Below are 18,957 nucleotides of genomic sequence, written 5' to 3'. Positions count from 1 at the left end.
CTGCGCCGACACCCCCAATGGTCAAGCCGCATCGATTCAGGCGCACGCACTCGCGAACCTCGGACCGGCACATCTGGCCGAGCCGAAACCGCGATCCCGGCGGCTTGAAGATACGGCCGACGCGAAAACCAATAGTGACCAAATGCTTCGCATTCCTGCCAGATTCGGGCGAGCCAACGACCGTCAATTCCGTCGACGGCGAGTGACTGCTTCTGGCCGGAGCACATGGGAGCCGCAACGACCGTCGACCCCTCCCGAAACGAACATCGCCCGCCTCCGTTTCCGGAAGGCGGGCGATGAAGGTTGTCGCTTATGGGAAGCCGGAGGCGATCCTTCGCGAATGCGTCAACCCGGTTGTCCCGGCACGGCTTCCCCGCGCAACGAACACCCGCGCGTCTCGATCACCGCCAGCAGCGCGATCAACCCGACCGCGCAGGCAGCCATCATGTAGTACGCGGGAATCAGCGCGTTGCCGGTCTTGCCGATCAGCCAGTCGTTGACGATTGGCGCGGTGCCGCCGAACAGCGACGTCGACACGTTGTACGCGATCGCCATGCCCGCATAGCGGACGTGGGTCGGGAACATCGCCGGGAACATCGCGGAAATGGTGGCGAGCTGCGGCACGTAGAGCACGCCGAGCACCGCGAAGCCGATGAAGGCGCCGAGCGGACCGTGCGTCATCAGCGTGAACATCGGCACGGCCGCGACGAACAGCCCGACCAGCGAGAACCACCACATCGTCTTGCGGCCGACGCGGTCCGACAGCCAGCCGGCGAACGGCAGCAGCACCATCATCGCGAGCATGCCGATCAGCGGAATCAGCAGCGACATGTTCTCGCTCACGCCGAGTTCCTTGTGCATGTAGGTCGGCATGTACGCGAGCAGCACGTAGTTGACGACGTTCAGCGCGACGACCAGCCCGCCGAGCAGCAGCAGCGGCTTCGCATAACGCACCAGCAGCAGCCGGATCGGCAACGCGGCGGTGGCGCTTTTCTCGCGGCGGTGCGCCTGTCCCTCCAGCTCGCGGAACACCGGCGTTTCCTCGAGGCGCGAGCGCAGGTAGAAGCCGATCAGGCCGAGCGGCGCCGCGACGAGGAACGGCAAGCGCCAGCCCCACGCATGCATCGCCGAATCGCCGAGCAGCAGCGCGAAGCCGAGCATCAGGAATGCGCCGAGCGAGAAGCCGGCGAGCGTCGCGAATTCGAGGAAGCTGCCGCACAGGCCGCGCCGCGAATCGGGTGCGTATTCGGCGATGAAGGTCGCCGCACCGCCGTATTCGCCGCCGGTCGAGAAACCTTGCACCATGCGCAGCACGATCAGCGCGGCCGGCGCGAGCCAGCCGGCCGTCGCATAGCTCGGCAGCACGCCGACGAGCAACGTGGCGCCCGACATCGTCAGGACCGTCAGCGCGAGCACGCGCTTGCGGCCGAGCCGGTCGCCGAGCGGCCCCCAGAACAGGCCGCCGAGCGGGCGGATCAGGAACGAGATCGCGAACGTGCCGAGGGCGAACAGCGTCGCGCTCGCGGTGTTGCCGGGAAACAGCGCGGCGGAAATGTACGCGAGGCCGTACGCGTAAATACCGTAATCGAACCATTCGGTCGCATTGCCGAGCGCGGCGGCCGCGATCGCGACCCGCGGCAGGCTGTGCGGCTCGTCGCCGCGTTGGGTGGCCGCGTCGTCGGGAATCGACGACGCGGCGGAAACGGAAGTCCACGATGGCACGTATCGCATGAGGGGTCCTCGCTATCAGCATGCGCCCGGGCGGGCGCCGACGAGGATCAAAGTAATCCCGCCAATTTGCGATGCCGGATGTCATAGGACGATGTGGGAATCGGGGTTTTCCCGCGCCGGGGCGGGGCGGCACGCGGAGGTGTGGCCGGCTCGTCGCGGCGCCGGCCGGCGAACGGCGGTAAGCTGCGCGCTGCCACGCCGGATTCCTCGGACCGTGCCGCGCGTGGCGTCCCTTTTTTCACCCTTGATCAGGAGCGCATATCGTGGCGACCTACATCGTCTTTACGCGGGAAAGCACGCAGGACCAGCATGAGCTCGACATCTACGCGAGCCAGGTCGGTGCGACCCTTGCCGGCCATCCAGTGAAAGTGCTCGCCGCCTACGGGCCGCAGGAAATCCTCGAAGGCGAAGGCCCGGAAGGCGTCGTGATCGTCGAGTTCCCGTCGAAGGAGGCCGCGCACGCGTGGTATCGCGGCCCTGAATACCAGGCGGTCGTCCAGCACCGGTTCAAGGGCGCGCGCTATCGCGCGGTGCTGGTCGAAGGCGTCTGAGCGCGGCTGCGCGCGCCCGTTACCGCACGTGCGGCAGCAGCGCGCGCAGCCAGTACGACACGGCCACCGCGCCGCCGTCCGGCGTGCCGATCGCGCGCTCGCCGAGATAGCTGGCCCGCCCCGCGCGCGGTGTCATGCGCGTCGTTTCCTCCGCGCCTCGTTCCGCCGCTTCGACGGCCGCCGCCCAGGCATTCGCGGGATCGCGATCGCCGTCGAGCGCGCGGCCGAATGCGTCGACGGCCGGCACCAGCGCATCGAGCATCGTCCGGTCGCCCGCCTGTGCGCCGCCGAGTTCGCTGATCGCATCCACCGCCGCGCGGAACGCCGCGGCCCAGTCGCGCGGCGACGGCTCGGCGCTATCGGCGCCATCGGCCAGCCGGCGCGACGCGCGCAGCAGCGCGGTCGCATAGAACGGGCCGGAGCTGCCGGCGATCGCGCGGCGCAATGCGGCGCCGAGCGCCGCGAGCGCACCGGCCGGCGTGCCGTACGCGGTGTCGGGCAATTCGAGGATCGCCTGTGCGGCACGCCGCATGCTCGCGCCGAGATCGCCGTCGCCGGCTGCCGCGTCGAGATCCGTCAGCGTCTGCTCGTGGTCGATCAGCGTCTGCGCCACGGCGTGCAGCGCCGGTTGCAGGCGCGCGGCCCACGCGCGGCCGGCCGCATCGAGCGGCGGCGGCGGTGCATCTTGCGCCACGGCCGCGGCCATGCGAATTCGCGTGTTCACGAGGCCGCCGCCCGGCCAGGCGCGCGCTTGCGTCGGCGCGTCGAGTAGCGCCGCGCGTTCGTCGTTCAGCCGCAGCACCGAGATCGAGCAGCCCGGCATGTTCAGCGCGGACAGGAACGTGCCGGCCCACGCGCGCGCGACGACGATGCCGCGCCGGCTCAGGTTGTCGAACGCGGCGCGCAGCACGATCGCGAGCTCCATGTCCGGCGTCGCGCCGAGGCCGTTGACGAACAGCGCGACGCGTTCGTCGCGGTCGAGCACGAGATCGGCGACGATGCTCGACAGCAGCGTGTCGGCCAGCGCATCGGCCGGCAGCGGCGCGCGGCGCTCGACGCCTTTCTCGCCGTGGATGCCGAGGCCCAGTTCGATCTCGTGATCGGCGAGGCTGAAGCCCGACTTGTCGGCGCCCGGGATCGTGCAGCCGTCGAGCGCGACGCCCATCGTGCCGAGCTCGGCCGCCGCGTCGCGCGCAATGCTCGCGACGCGGGCCAGCGGCAGTCCGCGCGCGGCGGCGGCGCCCGCGAGCTTGTGGATCAGCACCGTGCCGGCGATCCCGCGCCGCTGGCCGCGTTCGACGCGGCCGCGCAGCGATACGTCGTCGGCGACGATGACGGCTTCGACCGGAATGCCTTCCGCGCGCGCCAGTTCGGCGGCGAGCCCGAAATTGAGCCGGTCGCCGGTGTAGTTCTTCACGATCAGCAGCGCGCCGTTCGGGCCGGCGCTCGCGCGGATCGCGGCAAGCACGGCGTCGGTCGACGGCGACGTGAACACTTCGCCGCACACGGCCGCGCTCAGCATCCCTTCGCCGACGTAGCCGCCATGCGCGGGCTCGTGGCCGCTGCCGCCGCCGGACAGGATCGCGACCGGCCGCTGCGACGGCTCCGGCAGCGGCTGGCGAACGAGCACGTGCTCGTCGCCGAGGATCGCGAGATGTGGCGATTGCCGTGCGATGCCTTCCAGCATTTCTCGCACGACGTCGGACGGGCGGTTCACAAGCTTTTTCATGGCGACGGATTCCGGACGGGTGAACAGGGCTCGGCCGGGCGCGCACGGGCGCCGGACGGCTTTCGTGTTGCGGAGGATCGTGCGTGCGTCGTTGCCGGTCGCGGATGGCCGCGTAACGGGTGACCGGATGCGGGGTGGACAACGAAGCGTACGCTTCGCGCCAAGATACATCAGGTTCGGACGTTGCGGCACGGATCGCGCTGCGATGGCGCGATGGCGCCGGGGCGGAACGGCGGCGCGTGCCGGGTGCCGCTATTTCAGCGCGGTGATTGCCTTCGCGCGGATCAGCCGGGCGCGCAGCACGTTGCGGCTGATGCCGAGCAACTGCGCGGCGCGGATCTGGTTGCGGTGACTGAATTCGAACGCGACACGCATCACGGTGTCCTCGAGGTGTTCGAACAGGTTGCCGTGCCCGTCGTCGAACAGGTCGCGCAGCGCATGCTCGAGCGCCGCCTGTGCATCGGCGGACGACTCGGTTGCCTGCGCGACCACGGCCGGCACACACGGCGGCGCGATGTGCAGGTCGGTGTCCTGCAGCACGTCGTGACGGCTCACGAGCAGCGCATGATGGATCACGTTCTCCAGTTCACGGATATTGCCGGGCCAGCCGTGCGCCTGGAGCCGTCGCTCGGCGCGCGGATCGATGCGGCGCGGCCCGCCGCCGAGCCGGTCGCGGTACATGTCGAAGAAGTGGCGCGCGAGCGGCAGGATGTCGCCCGGGCGGTCGCGCAACGGCGGGATCGGGAGCTGCACGACGTTGAGCCGGTAGAACAGGTCGCCGCGAAACTGCCCGGCCGCGACCGCCTGTTGCAAGTCGACGTTGGTCGCCGCGACCACACGCACGTCGACCGGAATGCCCGTGCGCGAACCGAGCCGCACGACCTCGCGTTCCTGCAGCACGCGCAGCAGCTTGACCTGCATCGCGAGCGGCAAGTCGCCGATTTCGTCGAGAAACAGCGTGCCGCCGTGCGCGGCTTCGAACCAGCCGGGCTTCGCGCTGAATGCGCCGGTAAACGCGCCTTTCTCGTGGCCGAATAGTTCGCTATCGACGAGCGTTTCGGAGAATGCGCCGCAGTTCACCGCGACGAACGGCCCGTCGCGACGGGCGCCGAGCTCGTGCACGTGGCGCGCGATCAGTTCCTTGCCGGTGCCCGTCTCGCCGACGATCAGCACGTTCGCGTCGCTCGGCGCGACGCGGCGAACCTGTTCGAGCAGCGCGAGCGAACGCGGATCGGCGAACACCTGCGCGTGACGTTCGGGCAGCGTGTGCACGGGCGTCGCGGCTTGAAGCCCGGCGGGGTCGCGGGAAGCGGTAACGACACGAAGATTGAGCGGGCGCGGCGATGCGGAAATGGAAGTCATGGCGATGAATCGTTGGATGGCCGGGCAATGCGGGCCGGCTGCTGCGTGATCAGCAAAGTGTTGAACGTTTCGCCGCGCGCGAAAAGCATCGATTTCTGATAACCAAAGCGCGATTGCTGCGGAACCCGCAATGGCGCGGAAGAGCGGCGGTGCAGTGATGCCGCAGCATCAAATTCAGCGCTATCGCGCGTGATGCGCTGCTGCCTGATCAGCAGCGCATCAGCAGGCCCGCTGCACCGGATTCATCGCGTGATGGAATATCGATGTGACGCGTGAACCGGAACGCTTGCCACTGCCGCGCATTAGGTCGCGCGCCATTTCTGGCGGCCGATGGCGAGAAACTTCGCGGTGCAGACGAAATTTCCGTCACGCAACCGCGCTAATGGCACGCTCCTTGCTGACCCGAACCGGTATCGCCGCATTGCGCGCGGCTTCACCACGGGAACGCATTGCATGAGCCACACCCTCAACGTCGTCGCGATATCGGGCAGCCTGCAGCGGCCGTCGCGCACGCTCGCGCTGACCGACGCGATCGTCACGGCGCTCGGCGCCGCGCTGCCGATCGAGACGCGATTGATCGAACTCGGCGAGATCGGCAGCCGGCTGGCCGGCGCGCTCACGCGTGCGCAGGTACCGCCTGATCTCGATGCGCTGATCCGCGCGATCGAGACGGCGGACGCACTCGTCGTCGCGAGCCCGGTGTATCGCGCGTCGTACACGGGCCTCTTCAAGCACCTGTTCGACCTCGTGCGCCACGACGCGCTCGTCGACGTGCCGGTGCTGCTCGCGGCCACCGGCGGCAGCGAACGCCATGCGCTCGTGATCGACCATCAGCTGCGCCCGCTGTTCAGCTTCTTCCAGGCGCGCACGCTGCCGATCGGCGTGTATGCGTCCGAAAGCGATTTCGACCAGTACCAGATCGCCAGTCCGGCGTTGCGCGAGCGTATCGCGCTCGCCGTGAATCGCGCGGTGCCGCAACTGCGCGCGCCCGTGCTTTCCGCTGCGGCCGCGTAAGCCGCTTTTTTCGTTTCCCCTTCGACCAGGACACCTTCATGAGCCTTCCCGACCCTTCCGCCGACGGCGTCAAATTCGCGTACTGGGTGCCGAACGTCAGCGGCGGCCTCGTCGTCAGCACGATCGAGCAGCGCACCGACTGGAGCCTCGAATACAACCAGAAGCTCGCGCGCACGGCCGAGGCGGCCGGCTTCGACTACGCGCTGAGCCAGATCCGCTTCACGGCCGGCTACGGCGCCGAATACCAGCACGAGTCGGTGTCGTTCAGCCAGGCGCTGCTGCATGCGACGACGAAGCTCAAGGTGCTCGCCGCGATCCTGCCGGGGCCGTGGCATCCGGCCGTGGTCGCGAAGCAGCTCGCGACGATCGACCACATTTCGAACGGGCGCATCGCGATCAACGTCGTGAGCGGCTGGTTCAAGGGCGAATTCACCGCGATCGGCGAGCCGTGGCTCGAGCACGACGAACGCTATCGACGCTCGAAGGAATTCATCCAGGCGCTCAAGGGTATCTGGACGCAGGACAACTTCACGTTTAAGGGCGACTTCTACCGCTTCAACGACTACACGCTGAGCCCGAAGCCTTTGCAGAAGCCGCATCCGGAAATCTTCCAGGGCGGCAGCTCACGCGCGGCGCGCGACAACGCGGCGAGCGTGTCGGACTGGTATTTCACGAACGGCAATACGCCGGAGAACCTGAAGGCGCAGATCGACGACATTCGCGCGAAGGCGGCGGCGAACAACCATCGCGTGCGCATCGGCGTCAATGCATTCGTGATCGCGCGCGACACCGAGGAAGAAGCGAAGGCCGTGCTCGACGACATCATCCGGCATGCGCACGTCGAGGCCGTGCACGCGTTCGGCGATGCGGTGAAGCAGGCCGGCAAGGCGTCGCCCGAAGGCGAGGGCAACTGGGCGAAATCGACGTTCGAGGATCTCGTGCAGTACAACGACGGCTTCCGCACGAACCTGATCGGCACGCCGCAGCAGATCGCCGAGCGGATCGTCGCGCTGAAGGCGATCGGCGTCGATCTGGTGCTGGCCGGATTCCTGCATTTCATCGAGGAAGTCGAGTATTTCGGCAAGCGCGTGCTGCCGCTCGTGCGCGAACTCGAGGCGCAGCGGCAGGCAGTGGCCGCGTGACGCCCCGCCGCCAGCGCGCAGCCCGCGATCGTGCGGGCGCGCGCGGCGGCACGATGCTTACGCGATGCCCGCCGACTTCGACGCCTCGACGAGCATTTCCACGCCAAGGCCGCCGAGCACCGCGCCCATCGCCCAGCGCTGCGCGAGCAGCAGCGTCGGGCGGCCGTGCAGGAACTTCGCCAGGCTGCCCGAGCAGATCGCCACCAGCCCGTTGGCCGACGCGAACGCGGCAATCAGCAGCGAACCGAGAAACAGCGACTGGCCGAACACGCTGCCATGCCCGTAGTCGATGAACTGCGGCAACAGCGACACGAACAGCATCGCGAGCTTCGGGTTCAGCACGCTGGTCGTCGCGCCCATCGCGAGCAGCCGCAGCGGCTGCTCGTTCGGCAACGCTTTCACCTCGAACGGCGAGCGGCCGCCGGGCCGCACCGCCTGCCATGCGAGGTACAGCAGATAGGTCGCCCCGACCGCGCCCAGCACGCTGCCCGCATAGGGCACGCTCATGAACAGCGTCGTGATGCCGAACGCCGCGGCGAACATGTAGAACAGGTAGCCGAGCATCACGCCCGCGAGCGAAACGAGGCCCGCCGCCCGCCCCTGCGCGATCGAGCGCGACATCACGTAGACCATGTTCGGTCCCGGCGTGACCGCGAGCATGCCGCCGATGACGAGAAACCCGTAGAGCGATCCGGACGTTTGCATGTTTTCCGCTTCCTGCGTCGAGTGAGTGCTGACGGAATTCATTCTCCGGCGATGGAGGTGAACAGTAAAACGGGATAAACTGAATCGATTGATCAGTTTTTCTGAATTCACATGAAGAAGCTCGACCTCGATGTGCTCGCGATGGTGGTGGCCGTCGCGGAATCCGGATCGTTCGCGCAGGGCGCGCAGGCCGTGCACCGGTCGCCGTCGGCGGTGAGCATGCAGATCAAGACGCTGGAAGACGCGCTCGGCAAGCCGCTGTTCATCCGCGACACGCGCAACGTGACGCCGACCGACGACGGCAGGATGCTCGCCGACTATGGCCGCCGGATGCTTGCGATGCGCGACGAGGCGTGGGCATCGGTCGTGCGTCCGGAGATCCGCGGCCGCGTGACGATCGGCGTGCCCGACGACTACATCTCGTCGCTGCTGCCGCAGGTGCTCGGCAAGTTCGCCGCGATGCATCCGCGCGTGGAAGTGCGCGTGATCGGCCAGCCGAGCAGTGCGCTCGTGCCGATGCTGAAGGACAACACGGTCGACCTCGCGTGCCTGACCCGCGTCAAGGGCGTGTCCGGCGAGCTGATCCGGCTCGAGCCGATCGTCTGGACGGGATCGCCGAAACGGAACGTGTGGGAAGAGCGGCCGCTGCCGGTCGCGCTGTTCTCGCATGGCAGCACGGCGCGCGACCATGCGATCAAGGCGCTGAACCGGCAGAAGATTCCGTTCCGGATGTCGTACGAAAGCCCGAGTTTCCTCGGGCTGCTCAGCATGGTCGAGGCCGGCCTCGCGATCGCGCCGCTTGCGCGCTGCTGCGTGCCCGATCACCTGTTGCAGCTGTCGGAGAGCCACGGGCTGCCGTCGCTCGGCGAACTCGACGTTGTGCTCGCGCGCAGCGCGCAGTCCGCGCGCCCGCCATGTGACTACCTCGCCGAGCAGATTCTCGGCGAATGGCGGGCCTGACCGGCACGTCGCCGGAAGCGCGTCAGCACGACGCCAGCAGCCATTCGCGGAATGCGACGAGCGACGGCAGCGTTTCGTTGCCCGGCGGGTAGACGAGGTAATAGCTGCGCTGGCTGGTAATCGCGTCGCCGATCGACACGAGCTCGCCGCGGCTCAATTCGTCCTCCACCAGCACTTTCGGCACCAGCCCGATCCCCATTCCGGCACGCACGGCCTGGATCAGATGCGACGTCAGCTCGAAGCTCGGGCCGACGCGCATCTCGCGATGGTCGAGCCGATAGTGCGAGAACCACTCTGCCCAGGCCTGCTGATTGCTCGTCACGCCCAGCAGCGTCTGCTTTGCGGCCCAGGCCGGCGTGCGCGCATCGGCCTTGCGGCCGCGGCCCGTGTCGGGCGGCGCGATCGCGATCAGGAACTCGTTGTACAGCCGGTGCGCGTGCAGGCCCGGCCAGTCGCCCGCGCCGACGGTGATCGCCGCGTCGAGGTCGTCGTGGAGGAAATCGATCGCACCGATCCGTGAATGAAGGTGCACGGTCACGCCCGGATGCGCGGCGTAGAAGCCGTGCAGGTGCGGCAGCAGCCACTTCGAGCCGAACGTCGGCAGGGTGGCCAGCCGCAGCGTGCCGGCGCCCGCTTGGTGCGACATCGCCTGCAGCGTCGCGCCGCGGATACGCCCGAGCGCGCCGCTCAGCTCGGCGAAGTAGCGGCGGCCGACTTCGGTCAGCTTGACCGAGCGGCCCTCGCGCCGGAACAGCGGCACGCCGAGCTGATCCTCGAGCGTCTGCACCTGCCGGCTGATCGCGCTCTGGCTCAGCGACAGTTCTTCGGCCGCACGCGTGTAGCTTTCATGCCGCGCGGCGGTCTCGAACACGAGCAGCAGCGACATCGACGGGGTGAGGCGGCGGTAATTCATGAGTTTTATGCAAGCTTCGCCGGGTAAGAATTCGTTTGTTTCTGGCGGAATATAGAAAGATACTGCAATTCCCGGTTGTGCGGAAACTTGCCAAAAAATCATGTTTTGGCGTACGTGAACCGGCCGGCTCCACCCACATTGCGCCTTTGCCCCATGTCGATCGCCCCGTTGCCCCGTCCCGCCAGCCCGTCCGCGAACGTTTACCGCGATTTTCTCGCCGCGCTGCAGGCCGCCGGCTTCGCCGGGGAAATCCGTGCGGACCACGCGAACCGGACCGTGCAGGCCACCGACAACTCGATCTACCAGCGCCTGCCGCAGGCGGTGATCTGCCCCGCGCATGCGGATGACGTCCAGCTGCTGGCCCGGCTGCTGGCCGAACCCGCGCACCACGACGTCGCGGTCGCTGCGCGCGGCGGCGGCACCGGCACCAACGGGCAGTCGCTGACCGACGGCATCGTCGTCGACCTGTCGCGCAACATGAACGGGATCCTCGAAATCAACGCGGAAGAGCGCTGGGTGCGCGTGCAGGCGGGCGTCGTCAAGGATCAGCTCAATGCAGCGTTGAAGCCGCACGGGCTGTTCTTCGCGCCGGAGCTGTCGACGTCGAACCGTGCGACCGTCGGCGGGATGATCAACACCGACGCGAGCGGGCAGGGCAGTTGCACGTACGGCAAGACGCGCGACCACGTGCTCGAACTCGATTTCGTGCTGATGGGCGGCGAGCGGTTGCGCAGCGACGCGCTCGACGATGACGAGCTGGCGCGCCGCTGCGCGCGGCAGGACCGCGTCGGCAAGGTGTATCGCACCGCGCGGCGCATCAGCGACGACAAGGCCGCGCTGATCGACGCGAAATTTCCGAAGCTCAACCGCTGCCTGACCGGCTATGACCTCGCGCACCTGCGCGAACCCGACGGCCGCTTCAACCTGAACAGCGTGCTGTGCGGCGCGGAGGGGTCGCTCGGCTTCGTCGTCGAGGCGAAGCTCAACGTGCTGCCGATTCCGAAATATTCGGTGCTGGTCAACGTGCGCTACGCGGGCTTCATGGACGCGCTGCGCGATGCGCGCGCGCTGCTCGAACTCGCGCCGCTGTCGATCGAGACGGTCGACTCGAAGGTGCTGATGCTCGCGATGAAGGACTTCGTGTGGAGCAGCGTGGCCGAGTATTTCCCGCAGGACGACGCGCGTCCGACGCTCGGCATCAACCTGATCGAATTCAGCGGCGACGACGAACACGACGTCGACGCACGCGTGCGTGCGTTCGTCGATCATCTGCGCACCGATACGAGCGTCGAGCGTCTCGGCCATACGCTCGCGGCCGGCGACGACGCGGTGAAGCGCGTGTATGCGATGCGCAAGCGCGCGGTCGGCCTGCTCGGCAACGTGCAGGGCGAGGCGCGTCCGCAGCCGTTCGTCGAGGACACCGCGGTGCCGCCCGAGAATCTCGCCGCGTACATCGCCGAATTCCGCGCGCTGCTCGACGGCCACGGGCTGCAGTACGGGATGTTCGGCCACGTCGATGCCGGCGTGCTGCACGTGCGTCCGGCGCTCGACATGAAGGACCCGAAGCAGGCCGCGCTGGTGCGGCCCGTGTCGGATGCGGTGGCCGAGCTCACGCAGCGCCATGGTGGCCTGTTATGGGGCGAGCACGGCAAGGGCGTGCGCTCCGAATATGCGCCGGCGTTTTTCGGCGAGCTGTATCCGTCGCTGCAGCAGCTGAAGGCCGCGTTCGATCCGCACAACCAGTTCAACCCGGGCAAGATCGCGACGCCGCCGGACCCCACGCTGCGGCTGCTGAAGATCGACGAGGTGCCGACGCGCGGCGAACACGACCGGCAGATCGACGAGCGCGTGTGGCAAAGCTACGGCACTGCGATGCATTGCAACGGCAACGGCGCGTGCTACAACTTCGACCCGGACGACGCGATGTGCCCGTCGTGGAAGGCGACGCGCGAACGCGTGCAGTCGCCGAAGGGGCGCGCGTCGCTGATGCGCGAATGGTTGCGTCTGCAAGGGCAGGCCGGCGTCGACGTCGTCGCGGCGGCGCGCACGCGGCAGCCGTTCCTGCGCGGTCTGGCCGAGCGCTGGCGCAACAGCCGCAACGCCCGCAACGCCCGCGATGGCGGCGCGGATTTCTCGCACGAGGTGTATGACGCGATGGCCGGGTGCCTCGCATGCAAATCGTGCGCGGGGCAGTGCCCGGTCAAGGTCAACGTGCCCGAGTTTCGCTCGCGCTTTCTCGAGCTGTATCACCAGCGTTACCTGCGGCCGTTGCGCGACTACCTGATCGGCTCGCTCGAATTCACGATGCCGTGGATGGCGCGCGTGCCCGCGCTGTACAACGGGCTGATGGGCGCCGGCTGGGTGAGGACGCTGCTCGAGCGCCAGGTCGGCATGGTCGATAGCCCGCTGCTGAGCCGCTTCGATCTCGCGGCCGTGATCCGCGCATGGCGCGTGAAGCCGGCCGACCCGCATGCGCTCGCCGCGCTGAGCGACGCGCAGCGTGCGCGCAGCGTCGTCATCGTGCAGGACACGTTCACGCGCTATTTCGATACCGAGCAGCTGGCGACGCTGATCGAGCTGGCGGCGCGCCTGGGCTTTCAGGTGTGGCTCGCACCGCTCGCGCCGAACGGCAAGGCGCTGCACGTGCAGGGCTTTCTTCACGCATTCGAAAAGGCGGCGATCCGCAACGCGACGCAACTGGCCGCACTGGCGCGCTCGGGTGTCGCGCTGGTCGGCCTCGATCCGGCGATGACGCTCACGTATCGGCAGGAATACCTGAAGGTGACCGGGCTCGCCGACGTGCCGAAGGTCGCGCTGCCGCAGGAATGGTTGCTGGATGCGCTGCCGCAAGCCGGTGCGGGCGGGGCGACGGTTTCATACCGGTTGCTGCCGCACTGCACCGAAAGAACCAATGCGCCCGACAGCGGCAAGCAATGGGCGCAGGTGTTCGCGCGTCGCGGGCTGCGCTTGCAGGTTCAGGCGACCGGGTGCTGCGGGATGTCGGGCACGTACGGGCACGAGGCGCGCAATCTCGCGACGTCGAAGACGATCTATGCGCAGTCGTGGGCCGCGCACGTCGACGGGGTGCAGCAGGAGGGCGAGGCGCTGGCGACCGGGTATTCGTGTCGCAGCCAGGTGAAACGCCTGTCGTCGAAGCAGGTGCGCCATCCGCTGCAGGTGCTGCTCGATCATGTGCGGGCGGTGGGGTGATACCGGGGCGGTGCGGGTCGCGCTGGCCGTAAGGGAGCGTCGATCAAGTGTCGCGCGTCGAGCGGCAATCCCCGTGCCGCTGTCGACCTGGGCCGGCGCTGGTCAGGCGCCGGCTTTCGCCGCTTTCCGCGAGCGCGGTTTTTCCGCTGCGGGAAACACGCCGACGCCGCGCGGCCGTTTCGGCTCGATCCGCATTTGCCGGATCACGCGCCGGAAGTCGATCTCGTGCGCGGCCAGCGTGCCGATCAGTTTCGCGATGACCGCGAGGTGGGATGGGACGGTGCCCTTGCTCGAATAGTTGGTGATCGAACTTTCGTTCATCCGGATCAGGCGGGCGAACTCGCGCGCCGTCAACTGCGCCTTCTTCAACTCCTGTTGGAATTCCGCATACGCCATTGCACACATGATGCTTCGTCTCCGTGAATCGGTATTCTGTCCGCACGGCGCCGGCGTCGACGGGTGGCGTTCCCGTCGTGCCGGCGCCGCGTCGGATTACATCTTCACCTGGTCGAGGAAGGTCTTCTTGCCGCCCTTGTAGCCGTAGATCGAGATGATCCCGTGCGTCAGGTCGCCCTTCGCGTCGAACGTCGTCGTGCCGATCACGCCGTCGTACTTCGTCGCCGGCATCGCCGCGAGGATCTTCGCCGGGTCGGTCGAGTTCGCGCGCTTCATCGCGTCGACCACGATGTAGACCGCGTCATACGCGAACGGCGCATCGAACTTGATGCCCTGGTTGAAGCGTTTCTGGTACTTCGCGAGGAAGCCCGCGCCGCCCGGCATCTTCTCGAGCGCCGCGCCTGCCTGCGAGCACAGCACGTTGTCGGCCGCCGGGCCGGCCAGTTCGGCCAGCGAATCGGTGCACACGCCGTCGCCGGACAGGATCTTCGCGCGCAGGCCGAGCTGCTTCGCCTGCTTCGCGAGCGGGCCGCCGGTGGCGTCCATGCCGCCGTACATGATCGCGTCGGGGTTCTCGCCCTTGATCTTCGTCAGGATCGCGCGGAAGTCGACCGCCTTGTCGTTGGTCGCGTCGTGCGACAGCACCTTCAGGCCGAGCGCCTTCGCCTTCTTCTCGAACTCGTTCGCGAGGCCCTGGCCGTACGCGGTCGAATCGTCGACCACCGCGACGCTCTTCACGCCCTTCGACTGCGCGTAGCTCGCGAGCGCGGGGCCCTGCTGCGCGTCGGTGGCGACCACGCGGTACGTGGTCTTGAAGCCTTGCTGCGTGTAGGTCGGGTTCGTGGCCGACGGCGAGATCTGCACGATGCCCGCGTCGCTGTAGATCTTCGACGCCGGAATCGACGTGCCCGAGTTCAGGTGGCCGATGACGGCGACGACCTTGTCGTCGACGAGCTTCTGCGCAACCTGGGTGGCCTGGCGCGGGTCGGCCGCGTCATCCTGCGCGTCGAATTGCAGCGTGATCTTCTTGCCGCCGATCGTCAGGCCCTTCGCATTGATTTCCTCGACCGCGAGGCGCGCGCCGTTCTCATTGTCCTTGCCGAGGTGCGAGATACCGCCCGTCGTCGGTTCGACGCTGCCGATCTTCACGACCTGGTCGGCCATCGCGCTCGACGCGGCCGCGAACGCGGCGGCTGCCAGTGCAACGGTGATCAGGGGTTTGCAGCGCATGCCGACAGTGCTTCGTTCCATCTGCCATCTCCGAATTGAATGTCTTTCTATTGACGTCTCGACTGGCCGGCTGCGGGGCCGGGGCGGTCGGACGAGTCTCCATACCCATCACGGGCTTCACTTGCATGGCGCCGGGCCGAGGGACCTGCGTTGCCGCTGGACGTCACGCAATCGTATGAATATATATGAAGCCGCTTTTGCGCGCTGCGGCGAATCCCGTAGCGGGCCGGCGCGGCACGGGTCGACGCCCGGCCGTCGAAGGCTCCGGATGCCGGAAATCGTGCACTGCGGCGAGCCGCAGGTTGCGATTCGCTGTCGTCGGCCTTACGGCCGCATCCATTATTCGGCCGGTCGCCGCGGCGAAGCCATGGACACTGACGCGCGGTCAATCGGGAACTGTTCGGTCGATTTGTCTGCACAGTTTGGTTACTCGAGAATCGCGTATCCGGTTTCGAGGTCATGCATCATCGAGCGCGATTGCTGTTTATATGCAACTAACGGTCAAGTTCGATAACGCCACGTGAGTGGGTGCCGATTGCACCGGACGAACCATTTATCGGGTTCGGCAGAGACGGGGGCGTGTTGGGCCGGCCCGCATGGGCCTTCGGAGCGTCGCGTCGCCATGCAATCCACTACAAGCTCGACCCTACGACCGTCCGCGCAACGCGACGACGATCACCCCTGCAATCGCCAGCAGGCCGCCGCATGCCGTCGCGATGCCGGGTCGCTCGCCTGTCAGCGCCACCGACAGCAGCGTCGCGACCGCCGGCGTCAGGTAGAGAAAGCTGGCCGCGCGCGCCGCGCCGAAGTAGCCGAGCGCGAAGGTCCAGGTCGCGTACCCGAGCGCGGCGGGAAAGACGCCGAGCACCACGACGGCCAGCGCCGTGTCGCGCGACCCGCCGCCGAGCGACACGAGCGCGCCGGGCAGCCAGGGCACGAGCAATACCGCGCCGGCCAGCAGCGTGTACGCGGTGCACGGCAGCGCGCCGTACACGGGAATCAGCCGCCGCTGCAACACGAAATAGCTGGCGGAACACAGCGCCGCGCCGAGGATCAGCGTGCTTCCGGAGCCGAGGACGAGGCCGCCGGGCTGCCCTTGCGCGATCACCGCGATGCCGGCCAGGCTGACCAGCGACCCGAGCCAGCCCCAGCGATTGAAGCGCTCGCGCAGAAACACGGCGGCCAGCAACGCGGTGAAGATCGGCAGCGTGTTCACGATGAAGCTCGCCGCGCCGGCCGACACGGTCTGTTCGCCGGTATTGAGCAGCGCGTTGTAGAGTGCGATGCCGAGCAGGCCGCACGCGAGAAAGCGCCACGCATCGGCTTTCGTCGGCAGCGGCGGCCGCCGCCATGCGAGCCACGCGATCACGAGCACCGCCGCGGTCGCGAAGCGCGCCGCCGCGAGCTGCAGCGGCGCGAGGCCGTGCAGGCCGATCCGGATGAACGGGAAGGCGGACGCCCACGAGACGATCGTGAAAGCCACCGCGGCTGCCGCGACGAGCGGCTGTCGCGCGCCGCGCGACGTCGATGACGAAAGAGTATTCATGCGGTAATGGTGCGGCGTGGCGAGATGCTAAGCTAGCGCACAGATCAACATCCGGATATGAATATGGCTCACAGCTCGGACGCGCGGCGTGCCGACGGTCCGGCGCGGGCGCGGCAGGTCGCCGGCGGGCTGTCGGTCGCCGCGCCGATGCCGGCCCCGCGGCCGCCGCTCGCGAGCCTGGAGACGGTCTGCACGGTGGCGCGCGAGGGTTCGTTTCTCGCGGCCGCCGACGTCTCCGGCGTCACGCACGGCGCGATCAGCCGACGCGTGGCCGCCGTGGAAAACTGGCTCGGGATGGCGCTGTTCGAACGGCATGCGCGCGGCGTGCGCCTGACGCCGGACGGGCAGCGCTTCGTCGGTCGGATCGAGCAGGCGTTCGCGATCATCGACGGCGCGGCCGATCAGTGGCGCTCGCCGCGTACGCCGCGGCTGGTGCGGATGAGCGTGGTGCCCGCGTTCGCGCAGCTGTGGCTGCTGGAGCGGCAGCCCGCGCTCGAGAGCGAAGCGCCCGCGTTGCGCATCGAGCTCGGCATCGAGCTGCGCAACGTGGATATCGCCGGCGGCGAAGCCGATCTGTCGATCCGGTACGGGCGCGGCAACTGGCGTCGGCTGGAAACCCGCCCGTTCATGCCGGAACGGCTGTATCCGGTCGCGCATCCGCGGCTGGCCGCGCAACTGGCCAGGATGCGTCGCGCAACGGGCGACGCCGCGCTGCTCGACATGCCGTTGCTGCACGATTCCGACGTGACCGGCTGGCGCACGTGGTTCGACGCGCTCGGCATTCCGTTCAAGCCGCGGGCTCAGGATCGCCGGTTCGAGGATTACAACCTCGTGCTGGCGGCGGCCGAAGCGGGGCTGGGCGTGGCGCTTGCGCGCACGCCGCTTGCGGATGCGTATCTGCGGCGCAGCGCACTCGTGCGCGTGAGCCGTCACGAGGTCGATTCGCTGCTCAGCTATCACTTCGTGCATGCGAAGGGCGAGAATCGGCCGGAAGTCCTCGCGTTGATGGAGCGGATGGTGAAGGCGCTGGGGTAGCGCATACCCGGCGGTTTGCGCAAGCGACCGCTTTGGCACCAGCACCGGCACGCGCGTCGCGACTGCGGCCGGCCGCTTGCGCCGGTTCGTTCGGTCGCGGCCGCCAAGTCGTTACAATGCAGCCGCGGAAAACGGCGAGATCGCCGCAGTGAAGCGGAATCGAGCCTTTGCCCGATGGCAGGGCAATCACCAACCATTGCAGTACGGGTTCAAATTTGTACAAAAGGGAACCGATGAATAGACCAGACAAATCGTCGAAGGCGCGTGCGGCGCTGGATCAACTTTTTTCCGGCCTGGCGCCTGCGGACGCGAAGCGCGAATCGCCGCGTCCGGGCAATCCGTTCGCAACGGACGACGAGGTGTCGAGCGCATCCGGCGGTCGCGGCGGCGTGGAAGTCACGTTGTCGACCCGCATCCAGCTGCGCGGGTATCCGAGCGCCGACGCGTTCATGAAACGCATGGCCGAAGCATGGGGCCTCGAGTGGGGTACCTACGACAGCATCCGTGCAGTGGCGACGCTGCCTGCCGGATGGCGCTCGCGCCGGTTGCCGGAAGTCACGCAGATCGTCGACGAACGCGACGTGCTGCGCGCCGAGAGCAGCCTGCAGGGCGGCGAGATGTCGTATCTGAAGGTGCATCCGCGCTACTACATCGATGCGCGCAAGCGTTTCGGCTGGAGCAAGTCGTCGAAGGCGTCCGACGATCCGGATCTCGACGGTCCCGACTGGAACTGCTTCGTGGTCGATCGGGAAAAGTCCGTCGAAGTGCACGAACTGACGACGTCGTCGTTGAAGGCCGACATGGACAATGCGCGGGCGACGCTGCTGAAATGGCTCGACGAGCATTATCCGAAGCATCGCGACCCGTTTGCATACTGGTCGGACTGCGAAGGGGCGTCGTAAACCGGTTTGCACGGCGGTTCGCTCGATGCATCGACCGGCCCGCCATGAGGGCGATCATTGAAACGAGTGAGTGGGGTCCCGATTCTCTGGGCAGCGTTCGGCGCGGCGGTCGGATCGACCGTCATCGAGCTGCTGCTGTGGGCAATCGTCGGCGATGACGCCGTCCGGAATCTGTTGCGCGACGCGCGCCTCACGGCCGCGATCGTGATGGGGCGAAGCGTGCTCGGTGCCGGCGGCTTCGATCCGCTGGTCATGGGCGTGGCGACGCTCGTCCATGCGGCGCTTTCGCTGGTCTATGCGGCCGTGCTGGCACGGCTGGTCCGCGGTCTGTCGTGCGTGGCCGGGCTGGTTGCGGGCGGCGCGTTCGGGCTTCTCCTGTACGGCGTGAACCTGTACGGATTCACGACGATCTTTCCGTGGTTCGTCGCGGTGCGCGGCGCGATCACGCTGATCGCGCATCTGGTATTCGGGATTACGGCAGCGGCTGTCTATTACGTCGCCCACGTCGCCCGGCGCGACGCCAGCCGCTGA

Annotated in this window: 16 protein-coding genes; 8 read left to right on the top strand and 8 right to left on the bottom strand. The window is 67.8% G+C overall.

Annotation, left to right across the window (positions count from 1 at the left end; translation table 11 throughout):
• Positions 1-345: 345 nt before the first annotated feature.
• Positions 346-1,731, bottom strand: a complete 1,386-nt coding sequence (locus BLS50_RS33950) for an MFS transporter (protein ID WP_074808329.1) — start codon at positions 1,729-1,731, stop codon at positions 346-348.
• A gap of 263 nt (positions 1,732-1,994) precedes the next feature.
• Here BLS50_RS33950 and BLS50_RS33945 point away from each other — a divergent pair, with 263 nt between their 5' ends.
• On the top strand, positions 1,995-2,282 hold the full coding sequence (locus BLS50_RS33945) for a DUF1330 domain-containing protein (RefSeq protein ID WP_011549330.1): 288 nt from the start codon (positions 1,995-1,997) through the stop codon (positions 2,280-2,282).
• Positions 2,283-2,301: 19 nt separating this feature from the next.
• Here BLS50_RS33945 and dhaL read toward each other — a convergent pair whose 3' ends face one another.
• Positions 2,302-4,011: a dihydroxyacetone kinase subunit DhaL gene (gene dhaL / locus BLS50_RS33940; protein ID WP_074808326.1), complete on the bottom strand. Its 1,710-nt coding sequence runs from the start codon at positions 4,009-4,011 to the stop codon at positions 2,302-2,304.
• 252 nt (positions 4,012-4,263) lie between these two features.
• The gene (locus BLS50_RS33935) at positions 4,264-5,373 is read right to left on the bottom strand and encodes a sigma-54 interaction domain-containing protein (protein ID WP_074808322.1); all 1,110 of its coding nucleotides are present in this window, start codon (positions 5,371-5,373) and stop codon (positions 4,264-4,266) included.
• 453 nt (positions 5,374-5,826) lie between these two features.
• Here BLS50_RS33935 and msuE point away from each other — a divergent pair, with 453 nt between their 5' ends.
• Both msuE and sfnG read left to right on the top strand, forming a co-directional pair.
• Positions 5,827-6,387 carry an FMN reductase gene (msuE, locus tag BLS50_RS33925; RefSeq protein WP_011549327.1) on the top strand — a complete coding sequence of 187 codons (561 nt, stop codon included), beginning with the start codon at positions 5,827-5,829 and terminating at the stop codon, positions 6,385-6,387.
• Between the two features lie 38 nt (positions 6,388-6,425).
• A complete protein-coding gene (gene sfnG / locus BLS50_RS33920) occupies positions 6,426-7,529 on the top strand; it encodes a dimethylsulfone monooxygenase SfnG (protein WP_027808118.1) in 1,104 nt (367 codons plus the stop codon).
• Positions 7,530-7,586: 57 nt separating this feature from the next.
• On the opposite strand, the gene BLS50_RS33915 is transcribed toward sfnG, so the two are convergent.
• Complete coding sequence (locus tag BLS50_RS33915) at positions 7,587-8,234, bottom strand: LysE family translocator (protein ID WP_027808119.1); 648 nt, start codon at positions 8,232-8,234, stop codon at positions 7,587-7,589.
• Between the two features lie 111 nt (positions 8,235-8,345).
• On the opposite strand from BLS50_RS33915, the gene BLS50_RS33910 reads away from it, so the two are divergent.
• Positions 8,346-9,194, top strand: coding sequence for a LysR substrate-binding domain-containing protein (locus BLS50_RS33910; protein WP_074808319.1), 849 nt, complete (start codon positions 8,346-8,348; stop codon positions 9,192-9,194).
• A 22-nt stretch (positions 9,195-9,216) separates the two neighbouring features.
• On the opposite strand, the gene BLS50_RS33905 is transcribed toward BLS50_RS33910, so the two are convergent.
• Positions 9,217-10,107, bottom strand: a complete 891-nt coding sequence (locus BLS50_RS33905) for a LysR substrate-binding domain-containing protein (RefSeq protein ID WP_074808316.1) — start codon at positions 10,105-10,107, stop codon at positions 9,217-9,219.
• Positions 10,108-10,260: 153 nt separating this feature from the next.
• Between BLS50_RS33905 and ydiJ the strand changes: the two genes are divergently transcribed.
• The gene (gene ydiJ / locus BLS50_RS33900; RefSeq protein WP_074808313.1) at positions 10,261-13,317 is read left to right on the top strand and encodes a D-2-hydroxyglutarate dehydrogenase YdiJ; all 3,057 of its coding nucleotides are present in this window, start codon (positions 10,261-10,263) and stop codon (positions 13,315-13,317) included.
• 102 nt (positions 13,318-13,419) lie between these two features.
• On the opposite strand, the gene BLS50_RS33895 is transcribed toward ydiJ, so the two are convergent.
• The 3 genes from BLS50_RS33895 to BLS50_RS33885 all read right to left on the bottom strand — a co-directional run bounded on the left by BLS50_RS33895 (position 13,420) and on the right by BLS50_RS33885 (position 16,489).
• A complete protein-coding gene (locus BLS50_RS33895) occupies positions 13,420-13,722 on the bottom strand; it encodes a DNA-binding protein (RefSeq protein ID WP_074808309.1) in 303 nt (100 codons plus the stop codon).
• 87 nt (positions 13,723-13,809) lie between these two features.
• Positions 13,810-14,964: a branched-chain amino acid ABC transporter substrate-binding protein gene (locus BLS50_RS33890; RefSeq protein WP_006481031.1), complete on the bottom strand. Its 1,155-nt coding sequence runs from the start codon at positions 14,962-14,964 to the stop codon at positions 13,810-13,812.
• A gap of 625 nt (positions 14,965-15,589) precedes the next feature.
• A complete protein-coding gene (locus tag BLS50_RS33885) occupies positions 15,590-16,489 on the bottom strand; it encodes a DMT family transporter (RefSeq protein ID WP_074808306.1) in 900 nt (299 codons plus the stop codon).
• Between the two features lie 57 nt (positions 16,490-16,546).
• On the opposite strand from BLS50_RS33885, the gene BLS50_RS33880 reads away from it, so the two are divergent.
• From BLS50_RS33880 to BLS50_RS33870, 3 genes are all read left to right on the top strand, one after another.
• Positions 16,547-17,524 carry a LysR substrate-binding domain-containing protein gene (locus tag BLS50_RS33880; protein WP_074808304.1) on the top strand — a complete coding sequence of 326 codons (978 nt, stop codon included), beginning with the start codon at positions 16,547-16,549 and terminating at the stop codon, positions 17,522-17,524.
• A gap of 233 nt (positions 17,525-17,757) precedes the next feature.
• Positions 17,758-18,426: a hypothetical protein gene (locus tag BLS50_RS33875; RefSeq protein ID WP_006481034.1), complete on the top strand. Its 669-nt coding sequence runs from the start codon at positions 17,758-17,760 to the stop codon at positions 18,424-18,426.
• Between the two features lie 57 nt (positions 18,427-18,483).
• On the top strand, positions 18,484-18,957 hold the full coding sequence (locus BLS50_RS33870; RefSeq protein ID WP_074808301.1) for a sodium:proline symporter: 474 nt from the start codon (positions 18,484-18,486) through the stop codon (positions 18,955-18,957).

The organism is Burkholderia orbicola (genome assembly GCF_900100915.1).
Classification (GTDB): Bacteria; Pseudomonadota; Gammaproteobacteria; order Burkholderiales; family Burkholderiaceae; genus Burkholderia; species Burkholderia orbicola.
This window is presented reverse-complemented; position numbering and strand designations above follow the sequence as displayed.